Raw genomic sequence first — 18,071 nt, forward strand, 5'->3', positions numbered from 1 at the left:
GCCGCGGACCGGGGGCGGCGGCTTCTCGAATCGGGCCGCTGTGGGAACGTGCATCAGGCCTCCGTGAGAACGCCGTCCTTCTCGGTGTGCAGTACGCCGGTGGCCGGGCACTCCCACATGCCGGGCGAGCCGGGAAGCGCGCGGAGCCGCTGCCCCGCGCGGCCCACCCAGCCGATGTGACGGGCCGGGACGCCGGCGACGAGTGCGAAGTCCGGCACATCCCGCGTCACCACGGCGCCGGCGGCGACCATCGCCCAGCGGCCGACACGGACCGGGGCCACGCAGACCGAGCGCGCGCCGAGCGACGCGCCCTCGGCGACCGCGACCCCTACGGGCTCCCAGTCGCCGCGTCCCTTGGGACGACCTCCGGGGTCGACCGAGCGCGGGTTGTGGTCGTTGGTCAGGACGACCGCGGGGCCGACGAAGACGCCATTGCCGAGTTCCGCCGGCTCATAGACCAGCGCGAGGTTCTGAATCTTGACCCCGTCGCCGATCCGGACACCGGGGCCGACATAGGCGCCCCTGCCCACGACGCAGTCGTCACCGAGCACGGCCTGCTCACGGATCTGGGCGAGCTCCCACACGGCGGTGCCGGAACCCAGTGCGGCCGATTCGTCGACCTGGGCCCCGGCCGCCACCCGGACCGGAGCGAGGGACAGTTCACTGTTCTGCTTCATGTGCTGTGGAACGACCCGACGGGCGTGTGGGTGCGGTGACCCGGTGGCCTCGCCGCCTCTCTCGTCAGCAGGTTGTTGCGCAGCCTGCTGACGAGGACGGTGTCAGGGTGTTCTTACCGGACCGTTCTCCTACCAGCTTGACGGACCGGCGCCGCAGACAGGTCCGAGGACGACGCATTCGCTCTCCGCCTCATGGCACATATGCAGAGTGAAACAGTGCTGGATGGCGCCGTAGAAGTATCCGACGACGGTCTTTCCTGCCTCCACCGTTTCCGTGACCTTGCCTGACTCCGGGCCCCCGGTCACATCCACGTACCACACCGTGTAAGACATCGGCTGTGTGCCGCTGTTGGTGATGACGTACTGGAGGCCGGTCACGTCCTGGACCTCTCGTGCCGTGACGCAGACCCGCGTGCTGCCCAGATCTGCGCAGGCACTGGTGACCGGCGGTGCCTCTCGCGCAGGCGCCGCGTCGGCGGCCGCGAGGGGAAGGCCCAGCGTGATCGTCGACGTCGTTGCGCCGACCAGGACGGTGCGCCGCGAGATCTCCTTCATGCTTCTCTTCTCTTCGTCAGTGAGGTCGGACCGCGAGAAACTAGGCGACCGCTTGCGTGAAGACGTTCTGCAGGAGTTTCTGGATCGCGCTGTCGATCGGAACGCTGCCCGTGAAGGACAGGGAGCCGACCGAGAACACCCAGCCTTTGGTGGCGATGGGCGGTACGTACAGCATTTCGGCCCCGCCCGTCTTGTTGAGACCCTCCGCGATGAGGACGGAACCGGGCACGGCGCCCTGCCGGCGGTCGACTTCCCAGCCGCTGGCAGCGATGTCGTAGGAGACGCTGCCGAAGGTGTCTCCTACGCTCAGGCCGGTACCCGCTGTGAAGGGATTGCTGGTGGTGTCGCGCACCTGGTAGGGGGCGAAGCTCATATAGGTCGGCTGGTAGTGCGATACGCCGAGGATTTGTGATTCTGACTGTCCGGAGTCCGCGTAGACGTCTCGGTTGCCGTCGGGGCGCCGGAAAATGATCGCGTTACCGTCCGCGGTGTACTGCATCCGTTCGTAGATGCCGTTGCCGCCCAGGTAGATGATGCGTCCGCCGTTGTTCTGGAAGGCAACGACGTTGTCACGCGCGGTCTGTGAGAAATACTCGGGATGCGTCATCAGTACCAGCGCCTTGTAATTTCCGCCCTGCGAGGGTGTCCGCAGCCAGTCGGCGCCCGTCGTATGCAGGTCGGTGTCGGCGTAGCAGTCGTATGGGATGCTCTTCGAGGTCATCCATCGCAACAACTGCAAGTCGCTGTAGAGCAGATGGTCGATGATGCCGGTCGCGGTCGTGTAGAAGTTGTCCCATGAGGTTCCCATGTTGGGGCGCTGCATGGTGACGGTGCGCTGTGCACCGGCTTGGCCGGTGGTGTATTGGTTGTGCCCGCCCCAGAAGTTGTAGGCGTTATACGTATTGGTGGGCACCAGGACGGCGATCTGCCGTTGTGGTGACGAGGGGCGCACGACGAACATGACGTTGTGCTCTTTGCCCTGAGGCGATTTCAATTGTGAGGCGTAGACGCCCGACGGCCAGCTTGTCCCCGTCCCCACGGAGACGGAGAAGGACTGGCTCCATCCGCAGCCGGCGCTGTGGTAACTGCTCTGGAGCGGCTGGAACTGCCCGGTCCGACCGGTGGGCTGGGTGACGACGACGGGGGCACCTGTGGTGGGAGCGAGGCGAAGGGTGGAGGAGGTGTACGAAGGGAAGGTGGTGGACACGTGGATGCCGAGGCTCGTGCCCTGCCTGGTGGACACCGAGGTCGGATATCCCTGAAGTGCCGCGCAATTCTCGCGGGTGAAGCCCGAACCGACCACCGCGCCGGACCCGTTGGCCCATTGGACACCGCTGGTGTTCACGGTCTCGGAGTTGAGCAGGCGGTACCACTGGAGTTGGTTGTCGGGGCCCGGCGGGTTGGCGGTGTTCGTCTTGATCTTGTACACGGCTCCGGAACCGTTGGAGAAGAGCCCTCTCTCGAACGGCCCCAGAATGGTGGTGTCGACCGGCGTGCCACCGTTCGCCCAGTTGAACGTTCCGTTTGTCCCGAGGTAGCGGAACCAGCTGAGCGCGCTGCCGTGCCGTGTTCCGAAAATCACCCCGTTCGGGTCGGCGAACAGTTGGGTATAGGTCTGCCATTGCGAACCGATCTTGGAACCTGAGTTCGCCGCCCAGCTGAAGGAGCCGTTGGTGCCGGTGTATTTGTACCAGCGCAGGTCTCCGTTGCCGTCCTCGGCGTAGAAGACGTTGTTCCAACCACCGATCACCCGAGGGAAGTTCCATTGCGTGCCGATTCGGCTGCCGCTTGCCGAGTGCCAGCTGCCGGCGCCGGTGTTGATGTCGGACAGCATGTACCGGTACCAGAGAAGGTCTCCGTTGGGCATGAACGCGAAGATCTGTCCGTCGGCTGCGGCCAGGACGAAACGGAATTTGTGCCAGCCGGTCCCGATGAGCCTGCCTGAGCCGGAGTTTGCCCAGGATGCAGGGGTACCGGTGGTCCAGTTGATATGCCGATACCAGGAAAGATTTCCGTCGGCCTGAATCGTGTAGATAATTCCGTTGCCGCCGGGCACCAAGTTCAAGAACCGTTGTTGAGGGTCGTACACCATATTTTTCGGTGCCCTTCCGGAGAGGCGGTCGCGAGCAGGGATCATTGTGCGTCACGTGTTCATGCGCGAGAATCGACACGATCTGACCGGCGCGAAGGTCATTCGGATGGCACAGCCGGGCGCATCACGTCGCCACGGCTTTTGGCCCTGGGGCGTTCGGCGGGTTCGGCTCCGAGGGCCGGGATCAGTGACAGACAGAGCACGCCGATGAACATGGGTGCTGCCATGTAGCGGAAACACGGCGCGGGGTTGGCGGCGAGCACGGTGAGCTGCACGCCGAGCGAGACGCCCGCGAGGGCGAGCAGGGCGCGTCGGCGGCGGGCCCGGGTGAGCAGGGCGATCAGCGCGTAGGTGGCGTAGCACCAGGTGGCACCGCGCCACAGGAGCCACTCCAACTGGAGGACGCCGAAGGCGGAGCGGCCGAAAACGGCGGCGTGGTGGAGAGTGCGGGACAGCGGTCGGGCCTTGAGCAGCGACCGGTACGGGCTGTCCTCGATCGGGCTGAAACCCCATAGATCGGCGGGGATCGATGTGCCGTACGTCCAGGTCCTGGCGTCCTTGCTCGCCGGTCCGGGGAAGACGGCCCAGGCGATGTGCGCTCGGCACAGGCGTGCGCCGAGGATCTGCTGCGGGGACGTGCGCAGGGTGCGCCACCACAGCCGCACCAGCGGTTCGGTGAGCTGGTCGGCCGCGGTCCGGTTCAGTGAGGGGTTGTAGTAGAGGACGTCGGACACGTAGCAGTTGGTGCCGGCGTCGTGCCAGGTCGAGAGGGGTGCCACCCGGGCCATCAGCCGCAGATCGTCCGGGGTGAACTGTCCGGGTGTACGCGCGTACGTCACGGCGAGGTCGGCGTAGTGCAGGTTGTAGAGGAACGCCTTGCTCGGCTGCTGGATGCCGGCCGCCGGATAGATCACGAGAGCGAGCAGCAGCGTCAGGGTGGTGGTGGCGGCTGCCAGCCCGGCGATCAGGAGCCGGGCTCCGGGCAGCGCCAGGACAAGGGCCAGCGACGCGATCACGGACACGGGGAAGCCGTTGTTGCGGAAGAGGTCGACACCCAGCAGTCCGATGCACAGGAGCAAGAGCTCCGAGCGCCGCAGACGGCCGTTCCACGTGCCGTGCGCACGCCTGCCCACCAGCCGTACGGACACGGCGAACACCAGCACCGCGCAGATCGTGAACGGCACGTCCTTCCACACGAAGACGACGAAGGACCCGAGCGGTGGAGTCGCCGCGCAGGCCACCGCCGCCGGTGCGCTCCACCGCCCCCGTACACCCAGAGTCCGCAGGCCCGCGCAGGTATGGGCGAGCACTGCGGACATCGCGATGGTCTGCAGCAGCGTCAGGGCCGAGAAGTCCCCCGTGACGTGGAGGGTCAGCCAGACCAGCGCGTTGTAGAGCACCGAGTGGTCCGAGCGCCAGTGGCCGGTGGACACCTGCCACGTGTAGACCACCGAGTCCACGCTCATCAGACCCGGGTAGAAGGCCGCCCACCATGCCAGGTAACAGGCCTGGCACGCGAGGAAGACGGCCAGGGGCAGACGCAGTGCCGGCGGTACGCGCGACCGCAGGGCCCATGCCCTCGAGGCCGCCGTCATTCCGGATTCACCGGCTCGGGTTACGGACGGGAGCCGGGCGTGTGACACGGCGAGGACCTCCTGGGCGTTCGGACCGGAGCGGCGCGTGGTGTGAGCTGCCGCGCGTGCTTGTCAGGGGGCGTACTCCACGTTCTTCGGTAGGGCGGTGGCCGGTGTCGCTCGGGGCGCCCGGGGCGGGATGACGGAAACCACCGCTCCGCGCAGCGCGGGGATGAGTGACAGGCAGAGCACGCCGATGAACATGGGGGCCGCCATGTAGCGGAAGCACGGTGAGGGAGTCGCGGCCAAGACGGTGAGCTGAGTGCCGAACGTGACTCCCGCCAGCGTGAACAAGGGGCGGCAGCGGCGCGACCGGGCGAGCCGCGTGACGAGCGCGTAGGTGGCGTAGCACCAGATCGCGCCGCGCCACAGGAGCCACTCCAGCTGGGGGACATGGGCGGCGGAGTAGGCGAAGGCGCCGACGTGGTGGAGGCCTTCGGACACAGGCCGGGGCTGGGCCGCCTTGTTGTACGGGCTCGTCCGCATCTCCGCGTACCACTTGTAGAACACCGGATCCACCCGGTCGAGAGCGTTGTACGTCCTGCCGCCCTGATCCTGCGGCCCGGGGAAGACGGCCCAGGCGATGTGTCCGCGGCAGAGCCGCGCGCCCAGTACTCTCTGGGGTGCCTTTCGCAGGGTGCGCCACCACAACTGGACCAGTGGCTCGGTGAGTTGGTCGGTGACGTGTCTGTTGAGCTTGCGGTACAGCGGGTCGGAGGCAAAGCACGTGGTTCCCGTCGTGCGCCAGTCCGAGAGCGGCGCCGTCTTGGCCATCAGCCGCAGATCGTCCTGGGTGAACAGCTCGGGTGCCTGCGCGTACGTCACCGACAGGTCGGCGTAGTGGAGGTTGTAGACGAGTGTTTTGGGCGGCTTCTGGATGCCGACCGCGCCGTAGACCACGAACATCAGCGTCAAAGTCACGGCAGTGGTGACGGTGACCAGCGAGGCGATCACGCGCCGCGCACCGGGCAGCACCACAAGAAGGCACAGCGCGGCGATCACGGCGACAGGGAAGCCGTTGTTGCGGAAGAGACTGATTCCGAAGAACCCGACGCACAGCAGCAGGAGTTCGGAGCGGCGCAGACGGCCGTTCCAGGATCCCCGCAGCCGCCTGCCCGTGAGGCGTGCCGTGACGGCGAACACCAGCACGGCACAGATCGTGAACGGCACGTCCTTGCCCACGTAGACGGTGAACGAGGCGAGCGGCGGGGCCAGGGCGCACACCAGCGCGGCCGGTGCGCTCCATCGCCCCCGTACGCCGATGGTGCGCAGGCTCACGCACGCGTAGGCGAGCACAGCGGACATCGCAACCGTCTGAAACAACGTCAGGGCCGCGAATCCGCCGGTGGTGTTGAGACTCAGCCAGAGCAGGGAGTTGTAGAGGACCGAGTGGTTGGAGATCCAGTGGTCGGTGGTGACCTGCCAGGTGTACGCGAGCGCGTCGTAGTCGATCATTCCCGGGTAGAAGGCCATCCACCACAGCAGGTAGCAGGCCTGGCAGGAGAGGAAGACGACGAGCGGCAGCCGCAGCGCCGGCGGTACGCGCGTCCACACGGCCCGGGCCTTCGCGGTCGCTGCCCGTAGCCGGGACCCGTACGGGGCGTCTGACATGGCGAGGATCTCCTGGATGTTCGGACCACAGCGGCCGTAGGGAGGTGATGCGTGAGGTCGCACGGTCAGCGTGTGCCGTCCGGAAGAGCGCAGTGCGTGGTCTGCCGGGGCTGTCGTGCCTCCTGCTGGGGAATGACCGACCAAGGGTGATTCCGGCCGAGCATGACCAGGGAGACCACCCGGGCGGCCGCGTGCCCGTCGTCGTAGGCGCAGAACCGCCGGCGGAAGCCGGCACGCAGAGCGGCGGAGTGTGCGTCCTGCCATGCCCCGGAGGTGAACAGATCGGTCAACTCGGCCGTGCTGGTGCTGACATGGCCCGGGGGATCGGCCAGCACATCGAAGTAGGCCCCGCGGGCCGCCCGGTACGACTCCCAGTCATCGCCGTGGACGATGATCGGGCGGTCGGTGTTGGCGTAGTCGAACAGCAGGGACGAGTAGTCGCTCACGAGGGCGTCGGAGACGAGCATCATGTCCGCGGCGGAGGGCTCGTCGGTGACGTCGAGGAGCATCCCGCGCCGCTGGAGGTCGCGTAGCTGCAGAGCGCGGAACGGGGCCCGCGCGTCCTTCGGGTGCAACCGGACGAGCAGGGTGACCGTCGGCCCGAGCCCTCGCACCAGCTGTTCGAAGTCGAGCCGCGGGACGTACGACTTGCGATGGTCGCGCCGGGTCGGGGCGTAGAGCACCACGGTGTTCCCGTCCGGGACACCGAGCCGCTTGCGCAGGGCGACCGCCCGCATCCCGTCTCCCGTCACCAGCACGTCGTTGCGCGGGGCGCCGGTCGGCAGTGAGGTGAAGTGACAGGGATAGGCGCGGTCCCAGATCTGCTGCGCGTACGCACTGGAGACCAGGCTGAAGTCCCAGCGGTCCGCGCGCCGCAGCTGCGCGCGGACATCGACGTGGTACTTGGCGGCCGGCCGGCTGAGCAGGTCGACGCCCATGTGCCCCAGAGGTGTCCCCTCATGGGTGTGGACGTGGATCTGCCCGGGGCGCTTGACGAGGCCGAGTGTCCAGTCGACGTTGTTGACGAAATACGTGGCGCGGCTCGTCACCCGGTGGTAGCGCGGTGTGTCCGGGGTGACGTAGTCGATGCCGCTGGGCAGGTGCGCCACGGCGTCCGGCCGCACCACCCACACCGCGTCGATGTGTGGGGCCAGCAGCCGGGCAGCCTCATGGATGGCCGCCGGGTCGCCGAGAACACCGCGATGCCAGGAGGCCGAGTACACGGCGAGATTCGGATCGAGACGGAGCCGGCGCTGAGTCCCGGCGTAGGTGCGCGTGACCTGCCGGGTGGTTGCCGCGCACAGTGCGCGCTTCTTGCGCAGGGACGCGTGTGCCAGCCGCTCGGCCAGCGCGTAGGCCTGGAACACGGGGTAGGGGCTGTGGGCGATCAGGCGCCACTGGGTGCGGTAGGCGTCGTCCGGCGGGGTAAAGCCATCCGGCTTGTAGCGCCGGTAGAAGGCCACCGTCTCCCGGTAGAAGGCGGACCGGTCCTCGAGCAGTACGCGCTCGCTGAGCGGGATCGTCGCCAGGAAGTGGTTGATCATCCGCTCGAAGAGGTGCGGCCTCGACTCGTGCAGTTCCGGGTGGCCGTCGACAAAGGCGAACAGTCCCGCGTACTGCGCGAAGATGTCGAAGTGCCTGCGTCCCGGGGTGCGGGTGATCGCACCACGTCTGCGCTGCAGATACTCGACGCACACCCGGTCGAGACACGCGATGCGGCGGGCGCACAGCAGAGCCTGATAGGTGACAGGGGCGTCCTCGTAGAGACCTTGCCGGTAGGTGAGTCCATGGCCCGTGAAGAAGTCGCGGCGGTATGCCTTGTTCCAGGCCACCAGGAACAGGTGCAGATACTGGGGACTGCTCACGATGTCGAAGGTGTCCGTACCCGCGGAGGCGAGCAGATCCGCGGTCATGCTCCTGCCGCCACGGCCCCACCAGTGCGTGCGTACATGGTCGAACACGAGAATGTCTGGGTCGTCGGTGACGGTGAGCCGCTCGTCGATGGCTCGCAGCGCTCCGGGGGTGTAGCTGTCGTCGCTGTCGAGGAAGAGCAGATAGTCGCCGGTCGCGTGGGCGGCCCCCGCGTTGCGTGCACGGCCGAGGCCGACGTTCTCGGGTAGGTGGACCGCGGTGACCCGGGCGTCGAGCGCCGCGTACTCGTCGATGATGCTGCCGCAGTTGTCGGGTGAGCAGTCGTCGACCGCGATGACCTCGATGTCGGTGCAGGACTGCGTCAGGATCGAGTCGAGGCACTCGCGCAAGTAGCCCTGAACCTTGTAGACGGGGACGATGACGCTGAAACGAGGCACGGGCTCTTCCCTTGTCGTGGGGGATGGGGGTACGTGCGAATCGGACCGGTCAGTGATGGAGAACGCGGGCGGCGGCCGGGGCCGGAACGCGCTCACCCAGCGGAACGACGGGCGGCAGGGCCTCGGCCGGCTCACCCAGCAGCACCCGGCGCACCACCCGTTCCGCAGCCAGTCCGTCGTCGAACTGGCAGAATCGCCGACGAAACGCCTCGCGCAGCCGGGCCGCGCTCTCGCCCTGCCACGCACCGCTGCGGAAGATCCTCGTCAGCTCGTCCTGGGTACGGGCCACCGGGCCCGGCGGCGCGGCCAGCAGATCGAAGTAGACGCCCCGTGTCTCCCGGTAGATGTCCCAGTCGTCGGCGTGCACGACGATGGGGCGGTCGAGGTTGGCGTAGTCGAACATGACCGACGAGTAGTCCGTGATCAGCGCGTCCGCGGCGAGGCACACGTCCTCGGGCGAGCGGTGCTCCGTCACGTCGATCAACGCGCCGGAGCGCAGCATCCCTTCGAGGCCCGCCGACCCTTCGTAGGAGTGGTGGGCCCGCAGCAGCACGACGAACTCGTCGCCGAGCGCCCGGCAGAACGCGGCGAGATCCAGCTGGGGGAGGAAGTCCGTGCGGTAGTCGCGGTGGGTCGGCGCGTACAGCACGGCGACACGGTCCTCGGGGACGCCGAGGCGGCGCCGGATCGCGGCGACGTCCTCGGCCGTCGACGTGTAGAACGCGTCGTTGCGCGGATAGCCGACGTCCAGACTCTCGTACGCACCCGGGTAGGCCCGCTCCCAGACCTCGGTGGAGTGATGGTTCGAGGAGATGTTGAAGTCCCAACGGTCCACGCGGTGGAGCAGCTTGCCCAGAGGGCCGACCGCGGCCGCCGCCGCCGGGTACTCCACCAGGTCCACGCCCATCCGTTTGAGCGGGGTGCCGTGCTGGGTCTGCACGTGGACGGTGTCGGGCCGCTTCTTGACCGACATCTCGAAGTTGACGTTGTTGAAGGTGTATTTGGCGGTGGCCATGACCTCCCAGTAGCGGGTGCTTCCGATCACCACGCTCTCCACGTCGTCGGGCATCTGCTCCGCGTGGGCCTGGTTCACCAGAAAGACCGTCTTGATGTGCGGAGCCAGGCGCCGCGCCGCCGCGTGGACGGCGGCGGGGTTGCAGGTGTAGCCGCGACCCCAGTAAGAGGAGAAGACCGCGAGATTCTCGTCGACCGGCCGCCTGAGGAAGGCCTTGTACGGATTACCCCTGCGTTTGCGCAGCCACCTCAGGCACCGTCCGGCGAACCGGGCCGCCCTGTCCAGTCGCTGCTTCGTGCCGCGCAGCGCGCCGAATGCCGCGTAGGAGCCACCGGCCAGCAACGTATGTTGCAGCCCCACGCTGCCACCTGGCCGTCGGTTCCCTGCCGGGCGGTGCTGACGGTAGAGCCGGGTGGCCCGCCGGAAGTACTGCCGCCGCGCCGCCAAGCTCGGCAACCGCCAAGGGGAGGCCGCGGTCTTGAGCACACCGCTGACCAGCTGGTGGAAGATCCTGTCGAGCACGGCCCGGTCAGGCTTCAGCTCGGCCGTCCGGCACATCACCAGGTCGAACTGGTCGAGCAGGTCCATGTGGTGAAGTCCGGGCAGGTGGTGCCGGCTGCCCTGGCGGCGCAGGGCATGGCGTACGCAGATCCGGTCGAGCAGGGCGATCCGTCCGGCCTGAAGCGTGGTCAGTACGCTCCACACCACGTCGGTGAACATGCCGGGCGCGAAGGTCAGTTCGTGCCGGGTCAGGAAGTCGCGGCGATAGGCACCGCTCCATGCGGGCACCCATACGTCGGGCAGCGCGGGGTGCTGTCCCACGGGAAAGGCCCCGGTCGGCGCGTCCTGCCACAGCCGGCCGAGCGTTGCCCCCATGCCGCCGTTGAACCAGTGCACCCGCTCATGGTCGAAGAGCAGCAGATCGGGCTCGCCGGTCTCGGCGAGCCGGGCGTCGAGGATTCCCAGTGCGCCGGGTACCAGTGTGTCGTCGCCGTCGAGGAAGAGGACGAACTCGCCCTTCGCGCCCGCGATCCCGGCATTCCGCGCGCCCGGCAGGCCGTCGCCCGCCGTCGAGTGCACCACCTTGATCCGTGGATCGCGGTCCGCATGTGCGGCCACGATCGAGGCGCACAGCCCTTCCGGGGCACTGACGACGGCGATCAGCTCGACATCGGCGAAGGCCTGGCCGAGCACCGAATCGAGACAGTCGGGCAGCCGCCCCGGCCCGTCGTGGGCCGGAACGACAACACTGAAGCGGGGCAACACACTCTCCTTCGCTGGGCTTTCAAGCGGCGCTGGTGGGCAGAGTCACGGTGGCCTGCGATTCCTGGCACGGGCCGGGTGCCGGCGCCGGTCGCCGCTCCTCCAATGGCCTCGCGGACGGCAGGCCCGCTGTCTCCCCGAGGAGGACATGCCGCACGACCCGCTCGGCGGCGCGCCCGTCGTCGTGCGGGCAGAAGCGTTCACGGAAAGCGGCCCGCCGCCGGGCGGAGCGCACGCCGCGCCACTCGCCGGTCACGAAGATGTCGATGAGTTCGTCCTCACCGGTGGCGACCGCGCCGGGCGGGAACTTCCGGAGGTCGAAGTAGGTGCCACGGGTGGCCTCGTAGGCCTCCCAGTCGTCTGCGTACACGACGATCGGGCGGTCCAGGTTGGCGTAGTCGAACATCAGCGAGGAGTAGTCCGTGACCAGGACGTCGCTCGCCAGGCAGAGGGACTCGACGCAGGGGTGGTCCGAGACGTCGACGAGCTGCGACGAGTCCTTGCCCACCGGCAGGATCGTGGACAGATGGTGGGCGCGGGTGAGCACCGTGAAGCGGGGACCGAGTGAGCGCAGCATGCGTTCCAGGTCGATGGCATGGCGCTGGGTGCGGCGGTAGTCACGGTGCGTGGGGGCGTACAGGATCGCGACGGAGTCCTGGGGGATGCCCAGGGTTTCACGCAGCCGGGCCACGTCCTCGCCGGTGGCGTTCTGATAGAGGTCGTTGCGCGGATAGCCGTACTCGAGAGTGGTGTAGCCGGCGGGGTAGACCCGCTCCCAGACCAGCGTGGAATGGCGGTTCGCGGACAGGACGTAGTCCCACTTGCCGCAGTTGGCGAGGATGCGCCGGACGTCGGTGTCGCCGACGGCGGCCGGTCGCTCGAGGAGATCGAGGCCCATGTGCTTGAGCGGGGTGCCGTGCTGGGTCTGCAGGAACACCTGGCCCCGGCGCTTGACGAGTCTGCGGTCGAAGTTCACGTTGTTGACCAGGTACTTGGAGCGGGCCAGCGCCGTCCAGTACGCGGCCGTGCCTGGGGTGAGGCGTCGGGTGGCCGGCGGGATCGTGTGGTGGTGCTCCGGGTGGGCGATCCAGGCGGTGCGGATGTGGGGCGCCAGTTCGCGGACCTTGGCCTCGACGCCCGCCGGGTTGCAGCCGTAGCCGCGGCCCCAGTAGGCGGAGAACACGGCGTCGTTCTCGAGCACCGGAAGAAGGCGCTGGAGGCGGTAATGGGTCTGGAGGATGGCCGCCCTGACGGCACGCCGTGCGGCGCCGGCGGCGCGGCGGACACGTCGCTGGAGGGCCCGCGCCGCGTGCAGGGCGCGGTAGCTGCGGTGCGCGCCCAGACGTACCAGGGCGTGCCGGATTCTGGTGCGCGCGGGGGGAGTCGCGCCCGGGGCGCGGTAGCGGCGGCAGTAGGTCCGGGCCTGGCGCAGGAACGCCGCGCGGCTGCCGCTCGGCAGTCGGTCGGGCGCCAAGAACACCGTGCTGAAGTGGTCGAGCATCCGGCGGAAGACGAGGGGCCGCCAGCGCGCCGTTTCGGGGTGTGCGTCCAGGTAGGCGAAGACCCGGTCGTACTGGCTGAAGATCTCGAAATGCCGGTGTCCGGGGGAGCAGGTGATCGCTCCCTTTCTGCGCTGCCGGTAACGCACGCAGACACGGTCGAACACCGCGATCGACTCCGCCGCCACCAGCACCGGATACGTCCAGGAGACGTCCTCGTAGTAGCCGGGAGCGAAGGTGAAGCCCGCACGCTCCAGGAACTCGCGGCGGTATGCCTTGTTCCAGACGACGTGCAGGACCCTCAGCAGGGCCGGTCTGTCATCGAGGGTGAATGACGCCGGGCCTTCCTCGCAGAGGTGGCCGGTGACTGGATGGGGCGCCGTCCTGCCGGTCCAGTGCGACCGTACGTAGTCGTAGACCAGGACATCGGGGCCGTCGGTGTTCTTGAGCCGGTCCGCGATCGCGTGCAGCGCGTCGGGGGTGAGGGAGTCGTCGCTGTCCAGGAAGATCACGTAATCGCCGACGGCGCGTTCGAGACCGGCGTTGCGGGCTCGGCCGAGACCCACGTTCTCCGTCAGGTGTACCGCGCGCACACGGGGATCGCGGGCTGCGAACTCGTCGACGATCGTCCCACTGGCATCCGGTGAGCAGTCGTCGATCACGATCAGCTCCAGATCCGTGAACGGCTGCTCCAGGACGGATTCAAGGCATTCATGAAGATATGCCTGCACCTGATATACGGGCACAATCACACTGAACCGTGGCAACGCAGTTCCATGGGTCATTAGCGACATATTGCATGAAAACGGTTCACGGGCGGGGAGTGTTACACCGGACGCGGCATACGAGGGACCCCCAGACGCACGAGGAGGAAGAGCACGTCCCGCAGCTCCGTTCCAGGCAGGACGACCGAGGCGGCCGAGACCGCAGTGCGTCGGTCTCTGAGCGACGTCGGCGGCCGGAAAGGGCGGCACCGGAGATTCCGGCACCGCCTCTTTCCGTCGTGCTGCGATCACCAAACCCCACGAACGGTGCCGACCGCCAACAGGGGATGCCCCGTTCCGCGCCCGAGAGGGCGCGGGATGTACCTCGTGGCGGTGCATCCGTGGGGCCCTGGCCATGCCTAACGTGCCCGTCGATCCGCCCACCGGTCGAGTGCCCACAACATGTGCATGGCCGGGCCGTTGAAGACGAGCGCGGGCGCGAACCGCGATCGGGTCCGCCAGACCGTGCCGAGGTCCTCGTGGGGGCGGTCGCCGGCGAGCCGGTCGGCGAGGAGTGTGCCGAGGTGGGGTGCCTGGGCGAGACCGTGACCGTTGCAGGCGATGAGGTACGAGACGTTCCTCGTGGCCTCCCCGGCGACCGGCAACCACGACGGAGTCATCGCGATCCACCCGCCCCACGCCCGCCGGATCGCGATGTCGTGGAGCGAGGGGAAGCGGGCACGGAAGCCTCTGGTCAGCTCTGCCACGACGGAGGGGTCCGGTGTACGGGGGCCGATCGCGCCCCGCGCCGCCTGCAGTCGGCGCACGCCGGTGACGATCGTGTTGCGCCGGCTGAGCCGGTAGCTCTCCATGATCTGGTGCTGGGTGACGATGCCCGAACGGCTCGCCCAGCCGGCCTCCTTGATGCGGTCGGCCGGAATCGGCTCGGTCTCGATCATGCTCACCCACACCGGTGCGGCCAGCCGCTTCGGGGCGATCGCCAGGTCGCGAGAGCAGGCGTTGGTGGTGAGCACCACGCGCTCGGCACGGACGTGGCCGCCCGGCACGGCGACGATGACCCCCACTCCGGTGGGCTCCATCGACTGAACCGGGGTTTGCTCGAACACCCTCGCGCCCGACCCGAGGAGCGCCGTGCGGAGCCCGAGCGCGAACTTGCCCGGGTCCAGCACGCCGCCCTTGCGCTCGAGCATGCCCTCGAGAAACGCTTCCGGCAGGCCGAGGGCGCGGGCATCGCCGAACTCGACGTCCACACCGGCCTTTCGGAAGAGCTCCCACTTCCTCTTCGCGATCTTGACCTGCGCGGGGGTGACGGCGGCTGCGACGTTGCCCGTTGGTTCGTAGTCGCAGTCGATGCCGAGCCGCGTGATCGTGCTCTCGATGAAGTCGACGGCCCCCTCGGCGAGACGGATGAGGCCGGGGAAGCGCCGCGGGTGCAGCGCGCTGAGGAGTGCCGGGTCGCCTCCGGGCACGCTGCCCAGCTGGCCCGCGTTGCGGGAGCTCGCTCCGCAGCCGCAGAACCCGGCCTCGAGCAGGACGACGTCAGCGCCTCGTTCGGCCAGTCGCAGGGCGGTCGCCATGCCGGCGTAGCCGCCCCCGACGACCGCGACGTCACACGTGAGAGTGCCTTCCAGGGGTGCTGTGACGTCGGTGGGCGGGGCCGCCCAGCCGAGTTCCGAGAAGGTGATTCCTCCCATGGTCGTCATCTCTCTTTCCTCACTTCGCTGCGCCGAGGTCGTCGGCTGTGACGCCTTCGAGCGGCCGGTTGGTCGTCCGTGGCCCGAAGAGGAGGACGACGATCGAGAACACGACGTACGACGCCGCCGCGACGGCCATCAGGCCGCCTCGCCCCCAGGCTCCGTAGAGCGCCGCGCCGAGCACTCCCGAGGCCGCACCGCCGACGCGCCCGACGCTGATGATGATCCCGCTGCCGAGGCCGCGGGCCTCCGTGGGGAACGCCTCGGGGATGTAGGCGTAGTAGACGGTGACGACGATGCCGGTCACGATCCCGGCCGCACCGCCCGCGACGGCCACGGCGGTGTTGTCGGTCGACAGGCCCAACAGGAGGATCGGCAGGGCGCTGATGACGGACATCGACAGCACGAGCGTCTTCCGCTCGACCCGGTCCATCAGGACCAGGGCGAGGAACGGCGTGACCGCGTAGACGATGCTCCAGGTCATGATGATTCCGTACGCTGTCGACTCGCTGAAGCCGAGTCCGTCCACGAGCACGTACGTGGACCAGTTCTGGTACAGGTACAGGCCGAGCGTCGAGCCGAAGTAGCCGGCCGCGAGCACCACGACGGTCAACAGCATGCGCTTGTTGCCGAAGATGTCGCGCAGGCTGAGATGTCTTGCACCGCCCTCGACCAACTCGGGTTCGGGCAGCGGCCCGCGACGAAGAGCGCGTGCTTCGAGTCCGCGGACGATCGTCTCGCCCTTTTCGATGTGTCCGCGCGAGGCGTACCAGCGCACCGACTCCGGCAGCAGCAGGCGGCACAACGGAGCCACCAGCAGACCGACGCCACCCGCTGCGAACAGGTGGCGCCACATGTCCGGTCCACCACCCGGAACCAGGTAGAACGCGAGCGCGCCCACCAGCGGCGCCACGATCACGAACGCACCGGTCACGACGGACACGAACCGGCCGCGTGACCTGCTGGGGAACATCTCGGCGAGGTAGGCCAACAGCGCCGACGTCGCGGCCTGTACGCCGATACCTGTGATCACCCGGGACACGAGCATCAGGTCGTAGTCCGACGAGACCGACGTCAGCAGGGCTCCCAACGAGTAGACCACCGTCGCCCAGGTCAGGACGCGTCGACGGCCGAGCCGGTCGGACAGGCGCCCGCCGAACAGCGCGCCCAGGATCATGCCGACGAAGAACGCGCTGCTGACCATGCCGGTCTGATCCAGGCTCAGACCGGAGTTCGCCATGATCGCTGGGAGGATGTAGGCGAAGAGGGCGTTGTCGTAGTACTCGAACGACAGATTGACCGTCAGGATCGAGATCCAGACGATGTGCGGCGCCATGACCGGCAGCCGGTCGAGCCGCGCCGACAAGGCCGCCGCGGTGGTGGGTGGGACACCCGTGACCGTGTAGGGAGAACGATCCATGTTTTTCTCCTTCGTGCAGGGCACACCGCTCTCGCGGACGAGGAGTGCGGAGCATGCAGTGGTGTGTGCAGAGGGGGAGTGCTCGCGCCCGGTGAACCTCGCTGCCCTGGGGCCGGGCACACGGGCCGGGGTCGCGCCCGAGGCACCGCGGTGATGCGGCGGTTGTCCCGGGCGCGGCTTGCGTGGATGGCGGCTAGCGATCGCCCGTCGTGTCGGGGCGATGGATGGACTGGCCGGTGTCAGCAGCCCGGGGCAGCTGGTGCCTGCCGGGCCCTGCCGGTGTCAGCCGGCGTGTGTAGAGGGAGCGGCTCAGTCGGCGCCGCTGCCGGCCACGGCGACGACACGGATCTCGACCAGAAACTCGGGGCGAGCCAGTTGGGTCACGCCGACCGCGGTCCAGGCCGGGTAGCGGTCGGGGAAGTACTTGTCCTTGACCTCCATGAACTCCGCCACGCCGCCCCGGAGATCGGTGTGGAACGTCGTGAGCTCGACGACGTCGGCCAGGGAAGCGCCGGCCGCTTCGAGGACGGCCTTCGCGCCCTCGAACGCGAGCCGTGCCTGGGCCTCCATGCCGTCGGCGGCCTGCAGGGTGGCCGGGTCGATTCCCACTTGGCCCGACACCCAGACGGTGTCTCCTGCGCGGTTGGCCTGCGAGAAGTGCAGGCGCTCGTACGTGGCCCGGGTGGAGCCGGGATTGATCAGGTGGCGCTTCATGACAGTGCCTCGCGATCCCGGTCAGACGACCTTGCGGAAGACGGACGAACGGAACTTGTCGCCCGCTCGGAGCTTGGCCATCTCTTCGGTGAAGAGAACGCCGTTGCGGCCGTACTTGGCCTTGGACTCCGGGAGCGGACGGAACGTCGCGTCGTCGCCGAAGAAGCGGAGGACCAGCGTGTGCCGCTCCGGGCAGCCGGCATCGACACCGGCGCCGCCGTGCAGCGACCGAGGGTGCAGCGTCAGTACGTCGCCGGGCTCGATGGCCCACGAGATCACGTCGTAGGCGTCCGGATCGACCGCCCGCTCGGCGTCGATGTCGGGCAGCCGGGGGTAGAACTCCTCGCCGTGGAGCGGTTCGGTCGGGTCGTCGGGGTTGGCGAACGTGGTGCCGTCGTACTGGATGCCGTGGCGGGAGCCCCTGACGATCTCCAACGAGTTCTGCCGGGGGATCGGCTGGAAGCTGATCCACGCGTTGCCCCAGTGCTCGCCCGCCCAGGGCAGGTAGGCGGTGTCCTGGTGCCACGCGCTGCGCGCACCGACGCCGCCGGCCTTGAGGAAGATCTCCTCGGCGAAGTACCAGACGTTGTCCGAACCCCACAGCTCGGCGAACAGCTTGCCGAGCGGCAACTGGGTCACGAGCTCGTCGAGGTGGTCCTTGGCGAGAGGGTTGGCGTTGTCGACGTGGGACCGCTGCTCGGTTCCGTCGAACATCGATGAGGCGTGGGGGCCGGGGTTGGCGACGGCCCAGGTGAATGCCTCGTGGCACCGCGTCAGCTGCGCTGCGTCGAGGCAGTCCTTCAGCAGCACGGCGCCATCGTTACGGAACGCCTTCCGTACGGACTCGTCCATGATGGTTGCTC

The 18,071-nt window shown here is 68.3% G+C and carries 12 protein-coding genes; all 12 read right to left on the reverse strand.

What is annotated here, in order from left to right:
- Window positions 1–53: 53 nt before the first annotated feature.
- Window positions 54–677 carry an acyltransferase gene (locus ACFC96_RS37110; RefSeq protein WP_376616550.1) on the reverse strand — a complete coding sequence of 208 codons (624 nt, stop codon included), beginning with the start codon at window positions 675–677 and terminating at the stop codon, window positions 54–56.
- 129 nt (window positions 678–806) lie between these two features.
- Window positions 807–1,232 (reverse strand): hypothetical protein, encoded by a 426-nt coding sequence (locus tag ACFC96_RS37115; protein WP_376616551.1) that lies wholly within the window; start codon window positions 1,230–1,232, stop codon window positions 807–809.
- 40 nt (window positions 1,233–1,272) lie between these two features.
- Window positions 1,273–3,324 carry a N,N-dimethylformamidase beta subunit family domain-containing protein gene (locus tag ACFC96_RS37120; RefSeq protein ID WP_376616553.1) on the reverse strand — a complete coding sequence of 684 codons (2,052 nt, stop codon included), beginning with the start codon at window positions 3,322–3,324 and terminating at the stop codon, window positions 1,273–1,275.
- Between the two features lie 98 nt (window positions 3,325–3,422).
- Window positions 3,423–4,919: a hypothetical protein gene (locus ACFC96_RS37125; RefSeq protein WP_376616555.1), complete on the reverse strand. Its 1,497-nt coding sequence runs from the start codon at window positions 4,917–4,919 to the stop codon at window positions 3,423–3,425.
- 111 nt (window positions 4,920–5,030) lie between these two features.
- A complete protein-coding gene (locus ACFC96_RS37130) occupies window positions 5,031–6,569 on the reverse strand; it encodes a hypothetical protein (RefSeq protein WP_376616557.1) in 1,539 nt (512 codons plus the stop codon).
- 65 nt (window positions 6,570–6,634) lie between these two features.
- Entirely contained in the window at window positions 6,635–8,878 is a 2,244-nt protein-coding gene (locus tag ACFC96_RS37135) for a CDP-glycerol glycerophosphotransferase family protein (RefSeq protein WP_376616559.1), read from the reverse strand.
- 49 nt (window positions 8,879–8,927) lie between these two features.
- Window positions 8,928–11,156, reverse strand: a complete 2,229-nt coding sequence (locus ACFC96_RS37140; protein WP_376616561.1) for a CDP-glycerol glycerophosphotransferase family protein — start codon at window positions 11,154–11,156, stop codon at window positions 8,928–8,930.
- A gap of 22 nt (window positions 11,157–11,178) precedes the next feature.
- The gene (locus ACFC96_RS37145) at window positions 11,179–13,422 is read right to left on the reverse strand and encodes a CDP-glycerol glycerophosphotransferase family protein (protein ID WP_376616563.1); all 2,244 of its coding nucleotides are present in this window, start codon (window positions 13,420–13,422) and stop codon (window positions 11,179–11,181) included.
- A 356-nt stretch (window positions 13,423–13,778) separates the two neighbouring features.
- Window positions 13,779–15,083 carry an NAD(P)/FAD-dependent oxidoreductase gene (locus ACFC96_RS37150; protein WP_376616564.1) on the reverse strand — a complete coding sequence of 435 codons (1,305 nt, stop codon included), beginning with the start codon at window positions 15,081–15,083 and terminating at the stop codon, window positions 13,779–13,781.
- Between the two features lie 10 nt (window positions 15,084–15,093).
- Complete coding sequence (locus ACFC96_RS37155) at window positions 15,094–16,494, reverse strand: MFS transporter (protein ID WP_376616566.1); 1,401 nt, start codon at window positions 16,492–16,494, stop codon at window positions 15,094–15,096.
- 309 nt (window positions 16,495–16,803) lie between these two features.
- Window positions 16,804–17,208, reverse strand: coding sequence for a RidA family protein (locus ACFC96_RS37160; RefSeq protein WP_376616568.1), 405 nt, complete (start codon window positions 17,206–17,208; stop codon window positions 16,804–16,806).
- Window positions 17,209–17,229: 21 nt separating this feature from the next.
- Window positions 17,230–18,060 (reverse strand): phytanoyl-CoA dioxygenase family protein, encoded by an 831-nt coding sequence (locus tag ACFC96_RS37165; RefSeq protein ID WP_340458316.1) that lies wholly within the window; start codon window positions 18,058–18,060, stop codon window positions 17,230–17,232.
- Window positions 18,061–18,071 lie beyond the last annotated feature (11 nt).

The organism is Streptomyces sp. NPDC055955, from assembly GCF_042270245.1.
GTDB lineage: Bacteria > Actinomycetota > Actinomycetes > Streptomycetales > Streptomycetaceae > Streptomyces.

What these genes read in the sequence shown, in the direction of transcription:
- ACFC96_RS37110 (WP_376616550.1), bottom strand. Translation starts at nt 677, where the DNA reads ATGAAGCAGAACAGTGAACTGTCCCTCGCTCCGGTCCGGGTGGCGGCC.
- ACFC96_RS37115 (WP_376616551.1), bottom strand. Translation starts at nt 1,232, where the DNA reads ATGAAGGAGATCTCGCGGCGCACCGTCCTGGTCGGCGCAACGACGTCG.
- ACFC96_RS37120 (WP_376616553.1), bottom strand. Translation starts at nt 3,324, where the DNA reads ATGGTGTACGACCCTCAACAACGGTTCTTGAACTTGGTGCCCGGCGGC.
- ACFC96_RS37125 (WP_376616555.1), bottom strand. Translation starts at nt 4,919, where the DNA reads ATGACGGCGGCCTCGAGGGCATGGGCCCTGCGGTCGCGCGTACCGCCG.
- ACFC96_RS37130 (WP_376616557.1), bottom strand. Translation starts at nt 6,569, where the DNA reads ATGTCAGACGCCCCGTACGGGTCCCGGCTACGGGCAGCGACCGCGAAG.
- ACFC96_RS37150 (WP_376616564.1), bottom strand. Translation starts at nt 15,083, where the DNA reads ATGACGACCATGGGAGGAATCACCTTCTCGGAACTCGGCTGGGCGGCC.
- ACFC96_RS37155 (WP_376616566.1), bottom strand. Translation starts at nt 16,494, where the DNA reads ATGGATCGTTCTCCCTACACGGTCACGGGTGTCCCACCCACCACCGCG.
- ACFC96_RS37160 (WP_376616568.1), bottom strand. Translation starts at nt 17,208, where the DNA reads ATGAAGCGCCACCTGATCAATCCCGGCTCCACCCGGGCCACGTACGAG.
- ACFC96_RS37165 (WP_340458316.1), bottom strand. Translation starts at nt 18,060, where the DNA reads ATGGACGAGTCCGTACGGAAGGCGTTCCGTAACGATGGCGCCGTGCTG.